Below are 2,887 nucleotides of genomic sequence, written 5' to 3'. Positions count from 1 at the left end.
CCTCAGTAGCCGGCGGCCTTGCCGTTGGGTTGTCCGTCGACGATCTGGTCCAGGTATTCCGACAGGCCATAGCCCACCAGGTCGCCGCACCGGTACTCGGTCATGCCCTCGGTGATCCGGGTCTGGAGCTCGACGCCCTCAGCGGTGGTCCGACGGTTCCGCAGGGGGATTAGGGACAGGACCTGACCCGTGACGGAATAGGACTTGCCGCCCACGGTCTTCACCTCGGCGCGGAGTTGGGTCTGGTAGCCGTGTTCGTCCCAGTCGCTCTCGATCCTGCACTCCGAGATCAGGTCGTAGATCCCGTCGCGGAAGACCATGCCGCCCTGCCGGGCCCCGCCCTTTCCGTCCCCAATGACCGATAGCATCATGCCGAAGTCGCGGCCGAAGTTCATTGGGCACCAGCGGTACCAGTCTATGGCCTGCCAGTGACGGGGCCCCCAGGACTTGTCCCTCAGGCCGTGGCCATCGATCTCGAAGCTCTCGTCGCCAATGGTGAAACGGCCCTTCGCGGCGCAGTGCTGCTCATAGTGGGCCTTGGCGAAGGACTTCTCGGGGTCGATCTCGATCGGGGTCCCGTCCTCGCGCACGGTCTCGCCACCGTACATGGGCGAGACGCCCTCGTAGTCCAGTTCGACCGTGCAGGGCAGGGAAGGGTTCTCGCGGAAGGCGCGCTTGGGGTCGGCCATCTCGTGCGGCCTGGCGAGGAGCAGGGCCTTGCCGGAATAAGTGACCCGCAGGCGCTTGAACGGCTCGACCACCTCGACCTTGAGGCCGCCGGCGTTCATCTCGGTGTTCGCTTCGATGGTCGGGCGGCCAAACATGAAGGCCACCCGGCCATCCGGCAGGTAGAGGCAGACCGTCATCTCGGCGTAGTGCTCGTTGGGCCGGTTGCCGATCCGGAACCAGCCCCCGGCTTTCCGGGCCGGGTCGAACACGTTGAAATACATGCTCTCGTTGTAGTTCTTGAAGGCCCCTGGATCGTGCGGGAACTCGTCCTGCGGCTCCAGGCGTGTCTTGAAGCCGGCTGCGGCCCTGGCCATGGCGTTGTCCTCCCTGCGTTTCTGCGCGCACTACAGCACCTCGGCCCGGACTCTCAAAGGCCGGAGAAAAGAACGCCCGGCCAGAGCCGTGCGCGAGGTGATGAGGGTGGGTGTCTTCAGGGAAGACGATGAAAGCCTGGCCAGGTAGGGTTAATCCGACATTAAGGGCGCGGACTTCAGGAAGGGGGCCATGAAGATCCACTTCACCGGAATCGCGGGCGCCGGCATGGCGGCCGTCGCCCAGATGATGCAGGACGCTGGCCATCAGGTCTCCGGCTCCGACCAGGACGTCTTTCCGCCCATGTCCACCTTTGTCGAGGGCCTGGGCCTGCCGGTCGCCTGGCGCCTGGATGCCGCCAACCTGCCCGCAGACCTCGACGTGCTCGTCCAGGGGGCCAGCGCCAAGCTTGGCGGCGACGACAATGTCGAGGCCCGGGCCGCCCGGGCGCGGGGCGTCAAGGTCACCACCTTCCCCGAACTCGTCGGCGACCAGACCCGGGGCCGGGTCAACACCGTGGTGGCCGGCTCCTTCGGCAAGTCCACCTGCGCGGCCCTGGCGGCCCATGTCCTGAGGTTCTGCGGGGTCGACGCCGGCTGGCTGGTGGGCGCCATCTCGCCCTCCCTGCCGGCGACGGGGCGCTGGGGCACCTCGCCCGAGATGATCCTCGAGGGCGACGAGTACATCGTCGGGCCGGACGACCGGCGGTCCAAGTTCGCCCTCTACCACCCGCAGAGGCTGCTGCTGACCTCGCTGGTGCACGACCACGTCAACGTCTTCCCGACCTTTGCCGAGTACGAGGCGCCGTTCCGGGAACTCCTACGTGGCCTGCCGCCGGACGGCCTTGCCGTACTCCGCGACCACCCGGCGGTGCGCGAGGTCGCAGGCGAGACCCGCGCGCGCATTGTCTGGTACGGCGGCGATTCCGGCGGCTGGCGGGCGCAAGGTGAGGTCTTTGGCGAGGTCACCCGCTTCGACCTGGTCGCCCCCGACGGCACCTGCACGCCCATGACCACGAGCCTCCTCGGCGCCCACAACATCGAGAACATCGTCGGGGTCTCGGCCCTGCTGCTCGAAACCGGCCTGGTGGAGCGGGCGGGGCTGGTCCGCGCCGTCGCCAGCTTCGAGGGCATCCGGCGCAGGCTGGACCGCCTGACCCGCACCTCGCGCATTCCGGTGATCGAGGGCTTCGGCTCCTCCTGGGAGAAGGCCCGCTCAGCCATTGACGCCCTCAGGCTACATTTCCCCGACCGGAAGCTTATCGTGGTCTTCGAGCCGCACACCTTCTCATGGCGGTCCCGGGACGCCCTGTCCTGGTACGACACGGTCTTCGAGGGGGTGGAGCGGGTGCTCATCCTGCCCCCGCCAGGGCACGGCGCCGGCGGTCACAACCAGTCGAGCCTCGCCGAGATCGTTGACCGCACCCGGGCGGCCGGAGTGGACGCTCGGCCGGTGATGGATGCGCAAGCGGCGCAGGCGGCCCTGTCCGCCCTTTCAGGGGACGAGGTGGTCCTGCTGCTCTCCTCGGGGCCGCTGCTCGGCCTGCCCGACAGCCTGCCGCCAGTGTTCGACAGGCTTTACGGGACCTGACCTGGGTCACCGTTGACCCCCTCAGTCGGCTTTGCCGACAGCTCCCCCTGATGGGGAGCAATGGCTCGGTAATTCCTCCCCCCAGGGGGAGGTGGCCCGCGCAGCGGGCCGGAGGGGGTCAGCGGGCTCGCAAGTCCGCCCCTTGGCTGCCGGGGCTAGGCCAGCCTCAAGTCATGGTTTGTGACGCGAAGATCGGAGGAGAGGACCTTGGAGAGGATCTTTCCGCTCTCGCCCGATCCGGTCTCGAAGACGATGA

General features: G+C 67.9%; 2 protein-coding genes. One reads left to right on the top strand and one right to left on the bottom strand.

All coding sequences use genetic code 11. The features are described from left to right. Positions 1 to 2 precede the first annotated feature (2 nt). Positions 3 to 1,043 carry a hypothetical protein gene (locus WCJ52_RS12500; RefSeq protein WP_336903634.1) on the bottom strand — a complete coding sequence of 347 codons (1,041 nt, stop codon included), beginning with the start codon at positions 1,041 to 1,043 and terminating at the stop codon, positions 3 to 5. Positions 1,044 to 1,233: 190 nt separating this feature from the next. On the opposite strand from WCJ52_RS12500, the gene WCJ52_RS12495 reads away from it, so the two are divergent. After that, complete coding sequence (locus tag WCJ52_RS12495; protein ID WP_336903633.1) at positions 1,234 to 2,631, top strand: Mur ligase family protein; 1,398 nt, start codon at positions 1,234 to 1,236, stop codon at positions 2,629 to 2,631. The last annotated feature ends 256 nt before the right edge of the window (positions 2,632 to 2,887 follow it).

It is taken from the genome of Phenylobacterium sp., from assembly GCF_037138395.1.
Lineage (GTDB): Bacteria > Pseudomonadota > Alphaproteobacteria > Caulobacterales > Caulobacteraceae > Phenylobacterium.
The sequence above is the reverse complement of the archived record's forward strand: the minus strand, read 5'-3'. Positions and strand labels throughout refer to the sequence as shown.